At 66.0% G+C, this 16640-nt stretch carries 19 protein-coding genes; 3 read left to right on the top strand and 16 right to left on the bottom strand.

Annotation, left to right across the window (positions count from 1 at the left end; translation table 11 throughout):
• Window positions 1-160: 160 nt before the first annotated feature.
• Genes ACZ5XS_RS34865 through ACZ5XS_RS34875 form a run of 3 tightly spaced genes read left to right on the top strand, consistent with a single transcriptional unit; the run spans window position 161 to window position 3577 of the window.
• Window positions 161-676, top strand: coding sequence for a hypothetical protein (locus ACZ5XS_RS34865; RefSeq protein ID WP_468658157.1), 516 nt, complete (start codon window positions 161-163; stop codon window positions 674-676).
• Window positions 676-2991, top strand: coding sequence for a hypothetical protein (locus ACZ5XS_RS34870; protein ID WP_468658159.1), 2316 nt, complete (start codon window positions 676-678; stop codon window positions 2989-2991). The genes ACZ5XS_RS34865 and ACZ5XS_RS34870 overlap by 1 nt, the downstream gene beginning before the upstream one ends.
• Before the next feature lie 22 nt (window positions 2992-3013).
• A complete protein-coding gene (locus tag ACZ5XS_RS34875; protein ID WP_468658161.1) occupies window positions 3014-3577 on the top strand; it encodes a hypothetical protein in 564 nt (187 codons plus the stop codon).
• A 184-nt stretch (window positions 3578-3761) separates the two neighbouring features.
• Here ACZ5XS_RS34875 and ACZ5XS_RS34880 read toward each other — a convergent pair whose 3' ends face one another.
• From ACZ5XS_RS34880 to mycP, 16 genes are all read right to left on the bottom strand, one after another.
• The gene (locus ACZ5XS_RS34880; protein WP_468658163.1) at window positions 3762-4061 is read right to left on the bottom strand and encodes a WXG100 family type VII secretion target; all 300 of its coding nucleotides are present in this window, start codon (window positions 4059-4061) and stop codon (window positions 3762-3764) included.
• Between the two features lie 67 nt (window positions 4062-4128).
• Entirely contained in the window at window positions 4129-4413 is a 285-nt protein-coding gene (locus ACZ5XS_RS34885; protein ID WP_254400517.1) for a WXG100 family type VII secretion target, read from the bottom strand.
• 129 nt (window positions 4414-4542) lie between these two features.
• Entirely contained in the window at window positions 4543-5799 is a 1257-nt protein-coding gene (locus tag ACZ5XS_RS34890) for a S8 family serine peptidase (RefSeq protein ID WP_468658165.1), read from the bottom strand.
• A gap of 24 nt (window positions 5800-5823) precedes the next feature.
• Window positions 5824-7503, bottom strand: a complete 1680-nt coding sequence (locus ACZ5XS_RS34895) for a WXG100 family type VII secretion target (RefSeq protein ID WP_468658167.1) — start codon at window positions 7501-7503, stop codon at window positions 5824-5826.
• The gene (locus tag ACZ5XS_RS34900) at window positions 7503-7961 is read right to left on the bottom strand and encodes a hypothetical protein (protein ID WP_468658169.1); all 459 of its coding nucleotides are present in this window, start codon (window positions 7959-7961) and stop codon (window positions 7503-7505) included. Before ACZ5XS_RS34900 ends, ACZ5XS_RS34895 begins: the two co-directional genes overlap by 1 nt.
• A 377-nt stretch (window positions 7962-8338) precedes the next feature.
• Window positions 8339-8878 (bottom strand): hypothetical protein, encoded by a 540-nt coding sequence (locus ACZ5XS_RS34905; protein ID WP_468658171.1) that lies wholly within the window; start codon window positions 8876-8878, stop codon window positions 8339-8341.
• On the bottom strand, window positions 8856-10130 hold the full coding sequence (locus ACZ5XS_RS34910; RefSeq protein WP_468658173.1) for a WXG100 family type VII secretion target: 1275 nt from the start codon (window positions 10128-10130) through the stop codon (window positions 8856-8858). The genes ACZ5XS_RS34905 and ACZ5XS_RS34910 overlap by 23 nt, the downstream gene beginning before the upstream one ends.
• Window positions 10130-10432, bottom strand: coding sequence for a DUF6317 family protein (locus tag ACZ5XS_RS34915; RefSeq protein WP_468658175.1), 303 nt, complete (start codon window positions 10430-10432; stop codon window positions 10130-10132). Before ACZ5XS_RS34915 ends, ACZ5XS_RS34910 begins: the two co-directional genes overlap by 1 nt.
• Entirely contained in the window at window positions 10432-10971 is a 540-nt protein-coding gene (locus ACZ5XS_RS34920) for an SAV_915 family protein (RefSeq protein ID WP_468658177.1), read from the bottom strand. Before ACZ5XS_RS34920 ends, ACZ5XS_RS34915 begins: the two co-directional genes overlap by 1 nt.
• Window positions 10972-11134: 163 nt before the next feature.
• Window positions 11135-11827, bottom strand: coding sequence for a contact-dependent growth inhibition system immunity protein (locus tag ACZ5XS_RS34925; RefSeq protein ID WP_468658179.1), 693 nt, complete (start codon window positions 11825-11827; stop codon window positions 11135-11137).
• A gap of 23 nt (window positions 11828-11850) precedes the next feature.
• The gene (locus ACZ5XS_RS34930) at window positions 11851-12150 is read right to left on the bottom strand and encodes an RNase A-like domain-containing protein (RefSeq protein WP_468658181.1); all 300 of its coding nucleotides are present in this window, start codon (window positions 12148-12150) and stop codon (window positions 11851-11853) included.
• A 13-nt stretch (window positions 12151-12163) separates the two neighbouring features.
• Window positions 12164-12691: a hypothetical protein gene (locus tag ACZ5XS_RS34935; RefSeq protein ID WP_468658183.1), complete on the bottom strand. Its 528-nt coding sequence runs from the start codon at window positions 12689-12691 to the stop codon at window positions 12164-12166.
• 62 nt (window positions 12692-12753) lie between these two features.
• Window positions 12754-14436: an RNase A-like domain-containing protein gene (locus ACZ5XS_RS34940; protein WP_468658185.1), complete on the bottom strand. Its 1683-nt coding sequence runs from the start codon at window positions 14434-14436 to the stop codon at window positions 12754-12756.
• Entirely contained in the window at window positions 14436-14750 is a 315-nt protein-coding gene (locus ACZ5XS_RS34945) for a WXG100 family type VII secretion target (RefSeq protein ID WP_468658187.1), read from the bottom strand. The genes ACZ5XS_RS34940 and ACZ5XS_RS34945 overlap by 1 nt, the downstream gene beginning before the upstream one ends.
• An 82-nt stretch (window positions 14751-14832) precedes the next feature.
• The gene (locus ACZ5XS_RS34950) at window positions 14833-15264 is read right to left on the bottom strand and encodes a WXG100 family type VII secretion target (protein ID WP_468658189.1); all 432 of its coding nucleotides are present in this window, start codon (window positions 15262-15264) and stop codon (window positions 14833-14835) included.
• 119 nt (window positions 15265-15383) lie between these two features.
• The gene (gene mycP, locus ACZ5XS_RS34955) at window positions 15384-16640 is read right to left on the bottom strand and encodes a type VII secretion-associated serine protease mycosin (protein ID WP_468658191.1); all 1257 of its coding nucleotides are present in this window, start codon (window positions 16638-16640) and stop codon (window positions 15384-15386) included.

The raw sequence follows: 16640 nt of genomic DNA on the forward strand, positions 1-16640 counted from the left end.
GCGGTGGTGGACTGGAGATCCTCCGATCCACGACCGTGAAGCGCGTGGGATCTGTGAAGTCGCTTGAAACGAGACCACGGGTCTGGCCAGTTAGTACTTTGACGGAACAAGTTTCGCCCTGAGAGGCGGACTGCACGGGGACACGGGGAGAGGTACACGCATGGCCTGGGACGAGTGGGAGCAGCTGAAGTCGCAGGCTGCCGAACGTCAGCCGACGCAGATGCAGCTGAACCAGTTGGACCCCGGTGACGGCGGGGGCTACACCTCGACCCCCAGCCAGTACGGCGAACTCAAGGTCAGTCAAGGCGACCTGTCGAACATCGGCAAGAAGGCCTTCGCCTTGTACAACGACCTGTGGGACAAGGGACGCAGGGCTGTACCCAGCAGCGAGACGGCCGCGGGGACCCTGTCCAAGGAAGGATTCGCCCTGGGCGGGGGCCTCCAGCATGTGGCGACGCGCTGGGACGAGCAGTTGTCTTCCCTCCGGGACGCGTGCGCGCACATCTCCAATCACATGACGGTCACCAAGAATCTGCACTCGGACGGCGACCACTACATCCGTCGCCAGATGAGCAGCATTGACACGCTTGACGCGGGCTTCGACGAGAGGGTCGGTGAACCGGGCGCGAAGAATCCGGCCTACGCCGACTCCGGCGAGAAGAAAGACAAGAACTGATGGACCTCGACGCTCTTCGTTTCGCCAACTTCAGTCAACTCGACACCGCCATCGACGACTGGTCGACGATGATCAGCGACCTCGAGACACTCAAGGACGACGCCGAGAAGGGTCTCCGGGGCGCCGCCAACAAGGCCAATTGGATGGGCTACAACGCAACCGTGTCGAAGGAGTTCATCGGCAAGACCGCCGGCGAATTCGCCGATGCCCACACACAGGCCACGTCGATCCGGAACATCCTCCGGGACACACGGGACGAGCTGAAGCGCTACCAGGACAATCTCAACGACGCGATCGACCGAGGTCTGAAGAAGAACCTGACGGTGGTGTCCACCGGTGACAGCGGATTCACCGTCACCATGAACATCCACCCTGACCGCGCCGCGAAGGGCACCTCGGTTCCCGAGCACCAGGCCAGCGACGTCACCGCCTTGCGCGATGAGGTACAGAAGATCCTGAACGAGGCTACGGAGAGCGACAGCTCGGCCAGTACTGTCCTCAAAGCGATCGCTGACCAGAGCGCACTCGGATTCTCGGAAGCCAACTACAAGGACCGGGACACTGCGGCCGAGGCCGTCAAGCAGGCCGACGAACTGGCCAAGCTCGCGAAGAAAAACCCGGAAGACCTCACTCTCGAGGAGTTCGATCGGCTCAACGCGGGCCTCAAGAAGTACGGGAACGACGAACTGTTCGCCGAACGGTTCGCCACGGGTCTGGGTCCCCAGAAGACCCTGGAGTTCTGGACTGGTGTCACAAACCCGCACACCAACTCTGACGTATTCCGTAACCGGCTCGAGCAGCTCGACGACATGCAGCGGAACCTCAGTCTCACCCTCGCCGGTGCATCGCAGAGTGGCTCCGCCGCGATGACCGACTGGAAGAGCAACATGATCGGCCTCGGAGAGAACCGTATCGGCGGTCCCAGCGGACCCATGGGCTTCCAGGTCATGAGCAACCTCATGCGCATCGGCGACTACGACGACACGTTCATGAAGCAATACGGCACCGACCTCATGGCGACCGAACGGAAACTGACCGGCAATGGCGAACGAGACAACCTCGCCTGGCACTTCGGTGGAGCCGGAGGCACGATGCAGTACCTCAATCGCATCGGTGAGGACAGTGGGGCCGACCCACTGACGGGCTTCTTGAAGGGTCTGTCCAACAGCCCGGATGCCGCGACCGGGTTCTTCAACGAGGAGTACATCTCGAAGGACGATCCGAATAACCCCTTCGAGCGGGACTCCGACGATGAGAACGACTACAAAGGGAAAGTCACACTGTCCAACTTCCAGTACCTGTTCGAGGAACGGGACTGGCCCCAGGAAGTGGACTCCCACGGAGACGATCTCCATACCGGACAGAACAATCTGGCGTTGGCACTGGAGGCGGCTACCACGGGGCATCCGGCGGGTGAGCTTCCGACAGCAGATACACCTGCCCACAACGGAGAGCAGACGAAGCTCTTTGAGAGCATCGTGTCCTCCATCTCGGACGACAATGCGCGACTCACCGATAACAGCTACATGTCCGACAGTATCGGACAGATCACGTCAGAGTATCTCCCGGATATCAACCGAGCGATGACAGACGACTCCGATGGAGACACAAACAGGCTATTCCCGGTAGCGGGATCCTCCGCCACGCTCAACCACAGGGACGTGACGGCTCTACTCGTTTCAGTCGGGCAGAACCCTGAAGGTTATGCAGCCGTCGAAGTGGCAAACAAGGCCTACATGGCGAACATGATGGATTACCATATGAACCCGAACTTGGCAGCGGGTGACCGATACTCCAACGACACGCAATTCGCCGTCGAACAGCTCGCTCACGGTTCGGGCGAGATCTCCGGAACACTCGCCATCGGGCGTCAGGAAGCAGTAGCCGGTCCCGCGAAGGAGTCCGACGACGCCTACGACCAGTCTGTCACCCAGTGGAAGAATGGCATCTCAGGCGGTATCGGCACGGGTATCGGCGTCGGCGTGACCTTCATCGCAAGCCCTATTGGTGGTGCGGTGGCCGGCGGCGCAGCCAGCACTGTCAGCAGCATGGTTCTCGAGGAACTGTTCCAGAATGCAGAGGGCCATGCAAAGGATGACGCCGGCGCCGTTATGGGGGAGAAGTGGGAAAGCGGCCTCGAAGAGAACTCGGCTTATACGGAGCGGGCTGCCGAGCTTGCGGCCAAGGCTCACAACCGGACTGACCTGCAGGACAGCAGCATCGACGAGAAAGCGCGCGCAGCGACGCAGCAGGGCTTCAGGGACGCGGGCATAAACACCGAGTACATGGCCCCGCATCTCAAGACCGAAATCTGACCCCACGCGAGAGGGCCTCTTCATGTTCCGCCCCCGACTCACCCACCCCGCACGAGCCGTCCGAGCTTCGACTTCCGTCGCCGTAACACTGGCCGGAGCACTGACTCTTTCTGCGTGCTCAGGCGGAGGCGGAGAAGAAGAGAAGAACTACACAGTACCCAGCGCCCTCTGTGGCATTTCGCTGGACTCCAAGCTGCTCGATGCTTTCCTGCCGGGCGGTGATTCCATCTCCGTGAAGCCCTCGTCTCCCAACGGGGGAACAAAACGGTGTGATGTCGTCGTCGACGGCGATATCGCGGTTCGGCAGATTCAGGCATGGTGGAGCAACGGGGAGAGCGCGTCCACTGTCGCCGCGGGATACGACAAAATGGATGACGGCCAAGTGACCGACGATGATCGCTATCTTTACTCGGGTACTGGTGCGGTAGGGAAGACCACGGCGTCATGCAAGTCCTCGGATCACCCGGATCAGACTCTGTACGCCGTAATCCAGGTGTTCACTCCCGACCGATCTGACTCCGATGCGATGAAGACACTGATCACGGCCTACACCAAGGCCCTTGAGGACTCCGGCGCGTGCGGCTGACCACTGCTGCGGCGAGCGGGCCGGACCAGCTATGACCAGAAGGGCCGTGGCGGAAACGGTGCACATGTGGAGCATCGTCGAGTACACCAGTTCGCTGAGGCTCCAGGAGATACAGACGATCCGCACATGACGCAGGGTGGGCACCTCCCGTGCGTGCCCACCCTGTCATGTCGATCCGCTCAGCTCACTGGAAGTAGCTGGCTCCCTTGAGGTCACCGGCGCGGTAGTCGCCGCCGGCCTGGGTGACCTTCTGGCCGATGGACACGAGCGCCGAGTGGAGCGCGGCAGCGTCGGTGTCCCACTGCTTCATCTTCGCGCCGAACGCGTTCGCGGCCTCGCCTTCCCAGCCAGCGGCGACCTTCATCACTGCGGCCTTGAGCGCCTGGATGTCCTCTTCGAGCTTGCTGGCCTGCTTACCGAGCGTGGTGGTGATCGTGTCGAGGCCGTCGTACTTCACAGCCATCTCGTCGTTGTGAATGCTCACCGTGGTTCCTCATCTCTGCATGGACTTCTTTTGGGGCACGACGGCCCGGAGACGTGACGGGTGCCGCTCAGTAGCTGTTGAGAGCCGACTTCTCGCCGCCGTACTGGACATCGATGCTCTGCATGGTCGAGCGCACCGCGTCTTCGTTCGTGTTCGTGAGCTTGCGGGTCTCGTTGATGTTGTCCAGGAACCACGTGAGCAGTGCGCCGATGCTCTTGACGCGCTGGTTGATCTCGACCTGCTTGTCGTTGAAGGCCTTGGCGCCGATGCCTCGCCAGTTGACCTCCATCGTGTCCAGCGTTCCCTGGAGAACGCTGAGCTGACCCTTGATCGACTCGTACCGCTGAACCATTTCCTTTTCGAGCTTGATTACTTCGGCATCGTTGAGCTTCTGCCCAGCCACCATCGCCAGACTTCCCTTCGTCTAATTCGCTGTTGGTCGTAGAGGTGTTCAGGCCCGCTTACGGGAAGCGGGAAGCGGTCAGGCGGTTCGCCGCTTGCGTGCCACGGCGAAGGCTCCGCCGCCGATCACCGCGACAAGCACGGCGCCCACGATTACGTACAACTGAGTGTTGCCGTCGGAGGAGTTCGAGCTGGATCCTGCTGCTGAGGTCGCGCCGCCTGAGGTGTTCTTCGGGGCTTGCGACGAGGCTGTGTCCGGAGCGGAGGGTGAGGGGGAGTCTCCGGTGACGCCGGCCCCGTTCTCGTAGCTAAGAGGGTCCTTGTTGGCGGGGCCGGGGTTGATGCTGCTGTTTTCCAGCACCTTGCGAGGGCGGACCAGGCCGTAGCCGAGGTAGTTGCTCGGCTGGTCCTTCGGCCAGTCCCGGCTGGCTGTGTCGATCAACGCGCTGAGAACCTGGTTGGCCGTCCAGTTGGGGTGGGCGGACCAGATGAGGGCGGCTGAAGCGGATGCGATGGCGGTGGCGATACTTGTGCCCCCCTCGTCGCAGTACGAGCGAAATGTTGCGTCGCACCAGGTGGGCACGTTGAGGCCGGGAGCCGCCAGATCGACGTAGTTGCCGTGTTCCGAGAAGTCGCCAACTTTCCCGCTTTCGTCGGAGGCAGCTACTCCGACGACATAGGGGTAGGCGGCTGGGTAGCCGACGAAGTTCTTGGATTCAGCGTCGTTGCCCGTGCCGGAGAACATCAACTTGCCCTTGGATTCGGCGTACTTCACCGCCTCCTCCACATCCGGGTCGATGGTGTCGCCACCGAAGGACATGTTGATGATCTGGGCGTCGCTGTCAGCAGCAGCCCTGATCGCTTCCCCGACTTCAGGTGCCTTTTTGTCCGGATTCCCTTCCAGGTTCACCTGATAGGGGATGATCTTCGCCCCGGGAGCCAGTCCTTGCAGGCCGTTACCGGCGCCTGTACCGGCGATCAGCTCCGCGATGGTCGTGCCGTGGCCGACATAGTCCTTGGTCGAGCCGCGGGAAACGGACTTTGAGACCTCGTCCGTGAGTACTTGGCCCTTCAGCGACGAAGTCGCGGGATTCACACCAGTGTCCACAACAGCAACTTTGATGCCTTTACCGGTGCTGACCTTCCACATGCCTTGGACGTCCATCGCGTCCAAGTACCACTGCTTCGCCTGGACGTCCGCGGCGACCGCACTCGGAGCCAGCCCCGAAGACACGATGGCGAAAGCACCAAGTGCCGCGCACACGGTGGACACCCGTCCTCCCGCACGTCCTCCGAAGAACGCAGTCAATCCGCCACGTGGGCTGGTCCCTGTCATACCTCTGTAGATCCTCGCTCGTATTCAGTCAGTCACTGGCGGCGCATTGCGCCGCTGGGGGTGGGGCTGACCGTCGCCCTCGCGGTCTTCACCATTCGAATTCCGTCGATTTCCGATCGGACGCGCGGCCCCTGCACTGCCTCCGGCCAGTCCACCGCTTCTCGATGCCGGGGCTCGCCCGTTGGGCGTACCGACAACGCCGTCTGGATTGCCCGCGCCGGGTCGGCCTGTCTGCCCCTGACGAGGGCCGGGAGCAGCGTTCGTCGCCCCGATCACTCCACGCTGCCCGATCTTGCCGGCAGGTGTACGGGAGGCGGTGTTGCCCTCGGCGCCGACGACCGTACCGCGAGGCACCCTGGAACTAGTCGATCCTGGTGTGGCACCGGCAGTGGGCCGTCCTCCGACAACACCATTACCGCGTGCTGCTCCCGTTGAACCCGAGCCACCGGCACGGCCGTTCGCCGCCGGCCCCCCAACCGGGCGAGGCGTTCCTCCGGAGACGCCGCGGCCCATGGGCGACGTACCAGCCGCCGTACCCCCGCCTCGGACTCCCGACTGCCCCGGAGCCGTGCTTCGTCCCATCGGGCCTGCCGCGCTGCGCCCACCGGTAGTGCCGTTGGACGTGCCTGTACGGCCCTGTGCCGAAATCGGGCCTCTATTGCCAGTCGCTGTGCCGAGCCCTGAGGCGCGGCCCGTCGACGTGGGGGGCATGCCGACGGCAAAAGGAGGAACCGTCCCCGTAGTGGTTCCGCTCGGCCCTGTCGGGGTCGGCGGCGTCACAGCCACCGGTTTCCCGGTGTCCTGCGGCGGAAGCGTTCCAACGCTGTCGATGTTCGTACCGACGTTCCGGTCCGGTGAGATGGTCGAGTCGTCCACTTGCTTCAGCGGCGGCGTGGTGTCAACCGAACGCGCGTGACTGGTCGCCGCACTCGACGACTCGTAGTCGGGCGCCACGTATTCGCGGGTGGCCCCCACCGCCCCGCCACCTTGCGGCTCTCCTGGGTAGACCGGGGTCCACACCGGCTTGGGCACCCCCACATCCGGCATGGCCTCGAACGTAGGCGCCTGCTGCTTCGCCAGATATCCCTCTGACACGTCGTAGAAGGAGGCCAGCCGGTTCATCTGGTTGATCGCCTCTTGGCGGTCCTTCTCGACCTTGACCGCCGCCGTGTACTCCGCATTGCCGTCGACCTGCTTGGGCGTCGGGATGTCCGCCACCGGCGTGCGGACGAGTCGGGTGTCGCGAGGCGGCATGGCGCTGCGGACCGACGCGAGGCCCGTGGCCGCTGCCGTGATCTGCGTACCGGCGGTTTCGGCGAAGGTCGCGAGTTCCAGGGCATGCTTGACGAGGTTGTCGCCCCATGTGTGGAAGGCCGTGGCGGACTCGCCTTCCCACTCGACCCTCCCGATGTGGTCCTTGAGCTCGTTGGCGGCCGTTTCGATGGCGTCCTTGGCGTCCCACAGAGCCTTGCCCGCGGTCTCCAGATCCTCCGGTTTCGCGGACTCGACCAGGTCGATCATCGCGTTCAGGTCGTGGCTCTCGAAGTCCGTCTTGCCGAAGACCCGGGGGATACCACCGCCAAAGGGAAGGGCCCTGCTGACGAACGCCGTCCCCTGATTGATCAAGTCGATGGCGCTGAGCTGCCCGGCTGCTTCTTCCTTCTCCGCCTGATGCGGATCCTGGTTCTTCCGCTCGTCACCCATTAGAGGCCGCCCCCTGCCTGCTTGTCGTCGGAGCGCTCCTTCACGGGTTCGCCCTGCTTCGCCGCTTCCTCGGCCTTCTTCTCCCGCAGCGCTTCCTCTTCCTGCCGCCCGATCTCGGTCTGGATCTCCCAGAACCGCCGCCGCTGCTCCTCTTCGATGTTGCTGAAGTTGCCGCGCGCGCCGGTGACGGCGATCTGGAGCGCCTCTATCTGCAGGCCAAGGTTCTTGGAGAGCGCGGTCAGACGCTCGTGGACGCGCTCGTACTGCGCGTGGAGCGCCTTGGCCTCGTCGAAGCGACCCACACCCTTGAACGACGCCTCGGAGAGACGATGCGCCCCCACCTTCTGCGCACTGCCCTGCGAGTCCTCGAAGTTGGAGAGCGCGACGTCCACGCGCTTCTTGAACTCTCCGAGCGACTCCAGCGTGACCTTGAGAGCCTGGCGCTCCGCAGCAGGCACGATGCCTTCCCTCCCCGTTCCCCGTTTGTGAAGCTGTCGAGCGGTACACAGGCCGTGGCCTGATCAACACACTCGATGACCACTGTAGTCATTGTGTAAATCGCGGCCAACTGAACTTTGTGTTAGGTGAGTTACGAAGTTGTCGAGACACCGTCAGGAGGCCCGCTCCGAACCTCCTCGAAGGACCTGAAACTCGGGCAAGCCACTCGCTCCTCGCCGCACTCGCTGCCCGCCAGCAACCATCCAGTGGGTCAGATGCCGTGCATGGCTCATTCTTTGCGATGCCAAAACATGTCTGCCCTGCTCGGCACCCCGCAGCCAACGCCGGCATGACAGGCGCCGCGAGCGACACGAGAGCAGTGCGTACCACCTCGCCGTCACGTCCCAGACGGATGCTGCTCCCGCAGCCAGCGTCGCGCACCGACCTCGCTCGGATATTCGCGGACCGTGAGCCAGGCCGTCAGCCAGCCGACGACGTACGCGGCGAACGCCGGCATGACGGGCGCCGCGAGGAGGACCAGGCCACGGCCGGCGGCGATCCGTCCGGGGCCGCGCCTGTCGTGGTCGCGTTTGGCGTAGCGGGTCTGCTCGGGGGTGGGGGGGTGGAGGAGCCCTTCGCGGTGGCTCCGGCGCTGTCTGATCCAGCCGCAGGCCAGGGCTGCGCAGGACGCTACGGCCTGCGTCCAGTTCCACACCGTGCGCGCGGTGGGTGACCACCCGCTGGTGAACCCCCGGTAGAGGTTGAGGGCGAAGAAGCAGACCATGGCCATGACGACGATCAGGAAGACGGCCGTCCGGGCGCGGCGCAGCCAGTAGGGCACGCCGCGCTTGTACCAGGTGGTGCCGAGTCTGGGCAGGGCCGGAATGTGGGCGGGCGTTCCGTGCACCGGGGCCTCAGAAGATGCCTGTGACGCCATGCCAGATGTCCTTCCCCAGTCGTGCGACGTCGTCCCCGGTCTCCGTGGCGACGTTCCCGGCGCCGTGCAGGGCCCCGCCGACCACGCCGTGGTCGTGGATGTCCTCGCTCCAGTGCTCGTGGAAGGAGTGGTCGAGGACGTCCGTCGCGAGGATCGCCGCCCCCACGCCGACCACAGCGACCGCGGCCGCGCCTTCGACGGGCAGGGCGGCCACCGCGACGGCTCCGGCGGCGACACCGGCGACGGCGGCCCCGACGTCGACGGTGACGGAGTGCTGCCAGGACCAGCCCTTGTCATGGTCGTCCTTCGCCTCGACCAGTCCGCAGGCGGCGGCCGCGGCGACGTCCAGCACCGGGATCTCCCTGAGGAATTCGGGAAGCTTGCTCACCCCTTCGCCCAGGCGCAGCGCGTCCGCCGCGTCGGCCAGCTTCACGTTGAGGGCCCGGTCGTACGGCAGGGCCGTACTGCCGTGATCGGCGCGGGCGATGGCGTCTTCCAGCGAGTCGACCTTCATGACCGCGTCGCGGTAGGCGCCCTTGGCGGGAAGGTCGTCGGGCAGCGCGCGGCCCGCCTTCTGGAACGCCTTGCGCTCGGACCGCAGTTCCTTCTTGGCGGACCGTTCCTCGGCCTTGGCGCCGTCGAGCAGCTCGCGGGCCTGTTTGCCGCCGGCCCGGGCGTCCTCGGCGTCGTAGGCGTACAGACCGCGCAGCGCGTCGGCGATGGTGATCTTGTCTCCGGTGGACACCGGTGCCGTGACCTGCGTGTACAGGCCCCGGAGTGCGTTCGCCGCGACCAGCCGGGCGTGCTGGGCGGTGTGCAGGATCTCCGTGCGCACCTGGTCGTACTCGCCCCTCGCGGCGATCGCCTTCTGGTCGCCGGCGGTGGGCGGATTCGCTGTCGCCGTGTCCAGCGGGGCGCCCTTGTCCCCCATGGCCACGCCCTTGCGGGTGGCCGCGTGCTCAGCGTTCTGCAAGGCCGTCTCGCAGGTGGAGAGGGCGTCGGCGAGGTCGGACAGGATGCCGCCCGCGGCGTGCACGAGGCTCGCGAAGGCGCCCGCTGTCAGCGCGTCCTGACTCCAGGTGGCGCGGAACGTCTCCGCCGCCTCACCCTTCCAGGAGGTGTCGTCCACCAGCTCCTCGACCGCGCGGCCCAGCGGGCGGACGACGTCGTCGAGCTTCTGCTTCGCGTTCCTGTACGTCTCGGCCATCGTGCGCAGCCCGCCTATGTCGCCGCCGACCCAGCTGTCGCCCATCAGCCGTCGCCCACCATCAGGTCCTCGAACAGGCCGTGTACGTCGATGTCGTGCCGCTGGAAGGAGTCGCGCGCGTACGCCACCTTGTCGCCGTGGTCGTCCAGGCGGTCGGCGAAGCCGATGTGCAGGGCGACGATGAGGTCGGCGACCTCCTTGAGGGCGTGATCGAGCCCGGCGTCGCCGCCGTCCGCCACAGGCGGGGCCACATCTGCGTGCAGCTTGCGGTAGTTGACGGCTTCGTCGTGGAAGGTTCTGGACATGGCGCTGAGGTCGCTCAGCACGGCCTTGAAGTCGACGGCCATCAGCTCACCGCCCGTGCGTAGGCGGCCAGGTCGGCCGACAGCCAGTTGGGGTGCACGGTGGCGGCGACCCGCGGGTCCAGGAGAACCGTGACGCCGTGCTCGTCCAGCGCCTCCGCCAGCAGTCCGATCGATGTGGCCACCCACGGCTGCGCCTCGCCGAGCGCCGCGACCAGCTTGGCCGGCGTGGTGAAGGCGAACACCACGCTTCCCCGCACGGGGTGCTCGAACAGTTCGTACGCGATGAAGGGTGCGCGGGCGGGTCTGCCGGAAACGTCCGTCGTGTCGACGTACCGGGGATGGGCGGGGACGAGGACAGGAGTGCGGTACGGGGGGACGCCGGGCTTCGGGCCCGGTGACCGCCGCTTCTCCGGGTGTTCGGTGCGCTCGCTGTATTCGACGTAATCGAGGAGGCGTGATCTGCGGGGCTGTGGGTCCGACGCCCCGGCCCTGGCCGGCGCCTGGGCTTGGGCCTGAGCCGAGCCTGTGGGCGGCTCCGCCTCGAAGTAGTCGAGAAGGCGGGAACGGATCGGTACGGCCACCGCCGCTCTCCTCTCCCCCGTGGACGATGTGGCGGCATCACCGTAGCCAGCGGGCGATCGGGCAAATCCCGCTATGTCAGGTTGGCGGGGTCGGGCTTGCGGAACCCATACGACGGTTTGGCCACGACCCGGTCGGGGCTTGACTGCGGGATGACCCCCGCGCTCAGCCGTCGCCCGGCGACCGAGGCCCGTACTCCGCCCGCGGCGCACCGAGCCGATCCGCGACCAGCGCGAGCCACCCACCCGGCGAGTACGGGGCCGGCGGGTCGACCTCCATGCCCAACTCGGCGACGGCCAAGGCGTAGTCGGATTCGTCGAGGTCCAGCGCGAGCAGTTCGTGCAGCTCGCCGACGAGCCGAGCCGTGAGCTGCGGGTCGGTGGAGGCCCGGTAGTCGTCGACGGCCGTGTCGTGGTCGTCGAACTCGTCCGGCATGTCCTGCGAGAACCAGCCGCCGAGGAACTGGCCGAGTTCGGGGAAACGGGCGTGCCACTCCCAGTGAGTGGCGGGCGTGGCCGTGGGCGGGACCTCGCCCTCATCGACACTGTGCTTGATGTGGTCGGCGAGGCAGTACAGCCACTGCTGGATCTCGCCCTCGGGCAGACCGACGTCCGGGATCGGATAGAACTCGCCCAGGCGCAGCCGGAGTCGGCCGGGCGGGTGGTCGGCGTACTCGCGCAGTTGCCGCTCGGCGACGGCCGGCGCCCACGGGCGGCTGTGCCAGGTGTGGCGCAGGTATGCGGTCAGGGCCGCGCTGGGCTTGTCCGCGGTGTCGTCCGCAGTCTGCCCGGTGTAGGCACGCATCACCTGGTCCAGCTCGCCGTAGCGGCGGTCGTGTTCGAGGGGGCTCAGGGGCACGGTGATCAGCCTCTACGGAGTCGCTACAGGTAGACAGGGAAGGTGGCGTGGACGATGAAGCCGTGGGGGCGGGACGCGTCGCGCTTCAGGATCACCCGGGCCGCGTGGACGTCGATGGGCTCCCGCCCGGCCAGCATCATCGCCTGCAGCAGGACTCGGCCCACCGGCTCGGATCGTGAGGGCCAGGAAGCCTCGATGGTCAGACGGGGACGCGTGGACTGCGCCAGCCATCGGTGGACGACCTGCTCGTTGGCGGTGACGACCTGCTGGGTGGCCCACTGGGCGGTTTCGCGGTCGGGGTAGGTCGCGGAACGAGTACGCAACGTCTGATTCCTCTCAGTCTTCCCAGAAGGCCCAGAAGACGCCCACCTCTGTGTCGGACACGACGACAAGGCCGCAGTCCGTGGTGTAGACGGAGAGGCATTCCCACTGGGCGTCGGGATTCAACAGATCGGCGTTCGGGTTGTCGTGGGCGTCGGAGGCGTTGGTCAAAAAGGCGGCGCTCGGACCGAACCGCGAGAGGATTTCGCGGGAACTCCTGAACAAGCCGTCCCGGCGGTCCATGAAGTTCGGGATGTTGGCCGCCTGGTACCACTCGCCTTTGAGGGCGACCAGGAGCTGGGTCGCCGACGCAGAACCGATCTCGTACAGGCTCGCCTTCAGTTGCTCGAGGTTCCACGCCATGAAAGGGCCCCCCGTGCCACTGCGGTCCTCGCCGACTTCGGGAGCGTGGTTGACGGAGAGCCAGCCTCTTGGGTCGACAGCCTTGAGTGCCATGACGGACGCGGCGTCACGTCGCCAGTCGTCGTGCTCCCGAGGACCCACCCATGCGAATGTCCAACCGCCACCGAACAGGTCGGTCACGGCGGATTTCCAGGATGCTGCGTCGACCACAGGCTCTCTCTGATTCACGGTCTTCCTGTTCGCTACTGCGGGAGGGTGTCGCTCGGCATCGAGGTGAGTACCACGTACGGAGGGTGGCCACCGGGTACCGGCCGCAGAGTCACCAGCACTTTATCGGAGTCGTGCGCCTGGGGATCACCGCGGGACCAGGACCGGCCCACCGGGGCGTTGAATTCGAGACCGATATTCCTTGTCGAGGTGGCGGGATTCGGGTTGTTGTTCAGCCAGTTCTCGATCTTCCTCTGATTGTTCGGGTCGTCCAGAACGGCCTGAGTGTAACGCTGCGCATCGTCCAGATCGTTGAACGTGGATACCGCCACAGGCCTGGTGACTCCGTCGGGATACAACCTCGCCTGGTCCCTCAGCCGCTGTTCCAACTGTTCGTCCGACTTGCCTACATGCTTGTCGATGACGTGAGCACCGGAAATACCCTCCTGATTGGCGAGGTCCACAGGGTATTTGTGCTTCGACTCGTCGTCACCCGGCACCGTATAGAGCGGGTCCCCTTTGAAGTCGGTCAGCGCGCGAGCGCCGAAAGCCTCGGCACGGGCCTCCTCCGCTCGGTAGGTGGGCGCGCTGTCGTACGCCTCGTTCAAGGGGTCCAGAAGGGCCTGCAGCCTCGGCACTTGGCGGTTCACGCGATTGTTGTACGCGGTGACCGCTTGGTTCATCGCCTCCTCGTCGAGATGGAGAACGATGCCGACGGACAGGTCGGTGACCACGCCCTTGCCCATCTTCAGGAGGCCCTTGCCGAAGTTCTTGACGTCCTTGAGGTCCAGCCCGTCGCTCAGGTTGATGTCCGGCAGGGTGTCGATGACGGCCTGGCGATAGATGCGATGCAGGTCTTCACGTACGTCCTCGGCGGCCTTGGCGTAGTGGTACAGCGCATCGACCATGATTTCGCAGGTGTCGAAGAGCACCGCGAACACCGGATGGTTGGCGCCCTGCTTACCCACGGCGTCGTTCACCCAGTTGTAGCCGTACCGCTCCTTGCCCCATGCAGATGTGCCCCACAGCGTGCTGCAGAACGTACGCATGGCGCTGTACCACTCGCTGTTGTGCTGGTCGGTGATGCCTCCGATCAGACCGGTCAGCATGCTGTCGGCGGTGGACAGCGTCATCTGCGGCATACGCCAGGTCTCGGAGATCGAATTGACCCGGTGGTGGTTCGGCAGCGGCAGGATCTCGGCGGCTTTCCCCCAGCGGCAGGCGTCCTCCAGCAGCGGGCGCATCACGGTCAGGACAGCAGCTTCGACGCCTTCGAGGGCCTTCTGGACAAAGTCCTGGCCGTCGTCGATGTCGCCCCACTTGAAGTCCGTGACGGGCCCGTAGGTGGGCGCCTTGTCGATGACGACCGGCGGAGCCTGCTGGACGGCCTGGTTCGAGGGGGATGGATGGGTCGCGGCGTCCGCCACCGCGTAGTTGTTGGCGGTGGTGGTGAATCCGACGGCGGCGCCGCCCACACTCACTACGGATCTCGCCCAGACGTCCAGGAAACGCTCGCCGACCTGCTTGTAGGCCTTGGTGAACTGCTCCACGGCTGTCCCGCGGCCACCACCGTCCGGATAGCGAGCGAGCTCGTCCAGGAAGGCCTTGATGCCGCGGTGCAGCACGTCTTGCTGGTCGGCGACACCGACCGAGACGCTGTGGAGTAGGGACGGCGTGACGTCGATGGTCCCGCCCGGCGTCGGTGTCGGGCTCCCCATCAGGCAGCCCCCCAGCCCCGCAGCACCGCCTGGTGCGCCGCCGCGTAGTTGGTGTGGCCTGTGGTGACGTACTCGTGCAGCCACTTCTGGGCCGCCTGCAGGTCCTGCGCCGAGCGGTCCCACTCGTCGAGCTTGTCGACGAAGACGTCGCGTGTCTCGCCCTCCCAGGACAGCACGACGGGCACGACCCGGTCGTAGAGGCCGTCCAGCTTGCCGTTGAGCTGCTTGAGGATGTCCTCCAGGTCGGCGGCCAGCTCGGTGAGGGCGTTGAAGGAAACGGCTATGTGCTCGTCGGGTGCGGAGCCCGTCGACATGATCCCCCCGTGGTGCGGATCGGCAACTGCGGTTCTGTAAAGGGGCCTGCGGTACTGAAAGAGGCCTGCGCTACGGAAACGGCTACAGGTCGTCGAGGCTGCTGCGCGGCGCCGACGCCGGCGTCTCGGTGTTCGGCGTCGACAGTCTGTCCACCTCGCTCCCGACGTCCACCTGGATCTGCCGCATCTGCGCCAGCACCTCGAGGTCGTCCTGGGAGAAGCCGTCGCGGCTCAGCCGTACCGCCTCCTCCAGGAGCTTCATCACCTCGCGGATGCGTACGGCGTCCTCGGCCGCCGCCTGGTGGAACTTCCGGTACGCCGTCGCCGCCGGGCCGCGCCAGCCCGCCTCGATGCGGTCGACGACCGCGTCCATGCGTTTGACCTGCTTGTCCAGGTGCTCCTGCATGTCGTCCAGGTCACCCGCGAGCTTGGTCAGATCCTGGGAAGAGACCCGGAGGTTCTTGCCGCCGCCCTGCGCCGAACCTGCTCCGGCTCCGGCTCCGTTCACACCCATGTCGTACCTCTGCCCCCGTCGCTTCGGCATCACGAGCCCCGCACTGTTCCGACAATCGTATGATTTTCGGAACCGGAACGCTCAACTCCGGTCTTCTGACGCCGAGATACGCGCGCCGCCTACTCCGCTCCCACGACCCGTCCCGCACGCCTGCGCGCGTCCCGGATCGCCACCGCCGTGCCGCCGAGCCCGGCGACGAGTACCGCCGCGCCCACGGAGACGTACGTGGCGAGGCGGGCGTTTCGTTCGGCGGCCGTTTCGCCGATCTGGAACTTCGCCGGTGTGGGGGCTTCCGGTTTGCTGAGGCCCGCTTGGGGGTCGGGGGACTCCAGCGGTTCGTCGTCCTCCGTGAGGGCACGTACGGGGTCGACCACGCCCCAGCCGACGTAGATGTCGTGGCCCCCGGTCGTGCGTTCCGCGGTCTGTTCGATCTGGGCGACGACCTGCCGGGCCGTCCAGGTCGGGTGCTTCGCCTTGATCAGCGCAGCGACGCCCGCGACGTACGGCGCGGAGAAGCTCGTACCGTTGTCGGAGCAGTGGCCGCCCTTGGGGACGGTGGAGATCATGTCGACGCCGGGTGCGGCCACGCCGACGAACTCGCCGGACTGGGAGAAGGGGGCGCGCTCGTTGTTGCGGTCCGAGGCGGCGACCGCGAGCACGCCCTTGTAGGACGCCGGGTACGTCTCCTTGACGTTGCCGCCGAGTCCGTCGTTCCCCGCCGAGGCCACCACGACGATCTTCCGGGCCAGGGCCTCGTTGATCGCCTGCTCCAGGTCGGAGGAGGGCTTCACCGCGTTCGAGGTGTCCTGGGAGATGTTGATGACGTCGGCGCCGGCCTGGATGGCGTAGAGGATCGCGCTGGTCAGGGTATCGGCCGTGCCGTGGCCCTCGGCGTCGTTCTGCTGGATCGGGATGATCGTCGCGTCGGGTGCCAGGCCCACGAATCCGGTGCCCGCGGCGGGGCGGGCCGCGATGATGCCGGCGACCTTGGTGCCGTGGCCGACGGTGTCCGTGGTGCCGTTCTCCTTGCCCCGCTCGATGGGGTTGCCGTCGTCGTCCTTGAGGTTCTTCGGCAGGAGGTTGCGGCCGCTCTTCGCGTCGACCGCGGCGGTGAGCTGCGGGTTCGTCACGTCCACGCCGGTGTCGATCACCGCCACCCGCACGTTCCTCCCCTTGGACTGGCGCCACAGTTCGTCCAGGAGGACCCGTTGCAGGGCCCAGGGGCGGCCCGGGTACTTGCCGTTGGGGAACGTGCACTGTTCCGAGTAGGGGAGGTCGGCCGCCGCGGCGGGAGGCGCGAAGAGGACGGGGGCGGTCGTCAGCAGGGCCGCGGCCGACGCGGCCGTCAGGCGGCGGACGGAGGGGAGAAGTCGCAT

This window comes from Streptomyces sp. NPDC033131, assembly GCF_055578365.1.

What these genes read in the sequence shown, in the direction of transcription:
- ACZ5XS_RS34865 (WP_468658157.1), top strand. Translation starts at nt 161, where the DNA reads ATGGCCTGGGACGAGTGGGAGCAGCTGAAGTCGCAGGCTGCCGAACGT.
- ACZ5XS_RS34870 (WP_468658159.1), top strand. Translation starts at nt 676, where the DNA reads ATGGACCTCGACGCTCTTCGTTTCGCCAACTTCAGTCAACTCGACACC.
- ACZ5XS_RS34875 (WP_468658161.1), top strand. Translation starts at nt 3,014, where the DNA reads ATGTTCCGCCCCCGACTCACCCACCCCGCACGAGCCGTCCGAGCTTCG.
- ACZ5XS_RS34885 (WP_254400517.1), bottom strand. Translation starts at nt 4,413, where the DNA reads ATGGTTCAGCGGTACGAGTCGATCAAGGGTCAGCTCAGCGTTCTCCAG.
- ACZ5XS_RS34890 (WP_468658165.1), bottom strand. Translation starts at nt 5,799, where the DNA reads ATGACAGGGACCAGCCCACGTGGCGGATTGACTGCGTTCTTCGGAGGA.
- ACZ5XS_RS34895 (WP_468658167.1), bottom strand. Translation starts at nt 7,503, where the DNA reads ATGGGTGACGAGCGGAAGAACCAGGATCCGCATCAGGCGGAGAAGGAA.
- ACZ5XS_RS34905 (WP_468658171.1), bottom strand. Translation starts at nt 8,878, where the DNA reads ATGGCGTCACAGGCATCTTCTGAGGCCCCGGTGCACGGAACGCCCGCC.
- ACZ5XS_RS34910 (WP_468658173.1), bottom strand. Translation starts at nt 10,130, where the DNA reads ATGGGCGACAGCTGGGTCGGCGGCGACATAGGCGGGCTGCGCACGATG.
- ACZ5XS_RS34915 (WP_468658175.1), bottom strand. Translation starts at nt 10,432, where the DNA reads ATGGCCGTCGACTTCAAGGCCGTGCTGAGCGACCTCAGCGCCATGTCC.
- ACZ5XS_RS34940 (WP_468658185.1), bottom strand. Translation starts at nt 14,436, where the DNA reads ATGGGGAGCCCGACACCGACGCCGGGCGGGACCATCGACGTCACGCCG.
- ACZ5XS_RS34945 (WP_468658187.1), bottom strand. Translation starts at nt 14,750, where the DNA reads ATGTCGACGGGCTCCGCACCCGACGAGCACATAGCCGTTTCCTTCAAC.
- ACZ5XS_RS34950 (WP_468658189.1), bottom strand. Translation starts at nt 15,264, where the DNA reads ATGGGTGTGAACGGAGCCGGAGCCGGAGCAGGTTCGGCGCAGGGCGGC.
- mycP (WP_468658191.1), bottom strand. Translation starts at nt 16,640, where the DNA reads ATGCGACTTCTCCCCTCCGTCCGCCGCCTGACGGCCGCGTCGGCCGCG.